Source organism: Methylobacterium sp. A54F, from assembly GCF_053346035.1.
This window is the reverse complement of record NZ_JBKFBF010000233.1, coordinates 1-278: the sequence shown is the minus strand read 5'-3', so window position 1 is coordinate 278 and position 278 is coordinate 1. Positions and strand designations below refer to the sequence as shown.

The 278-nt window shown below is 72.7% G+C and carries 1 protein-coding gene; it reads right to left on the bottom strand.

What is annotated here, in order from left to right:
* The coding region (locus ACLBXP_RS26100; RefSeq protein ID WP_447670681.1) for an efflux RND transporter permease subunit at positions 1-278 on the bottom strand (278 nt) is incomplete at both ends.

The following is a 278-nucleotide window of genomic DNA, read 5'->3' as shown; positions in this document are numbered from 1 at the left end:
GCGGCTCCGGCCCCGCGGCAGCGGCGGGCTCGGCTTCCGCCTCCATCCCCGCCTGGTCGTCCCGCCTGCGGAAGATCCGCATCACCACCACGAAGAAGACCGGCACGAAGAACACCGCGAGCACGGTCGCCGAGATCATGCCGCCCATCACCCCGGTGCCGATCGCCTGCTGGCCCTTCGAGGCGGCCCCCGTCGCGATGGCGAGCGGCACCACGCCGAAGATGAAGGCGAGCGAGGCCATCACGATGGGGCGGAAGCGCAGGGTCGCGGCCTGCACG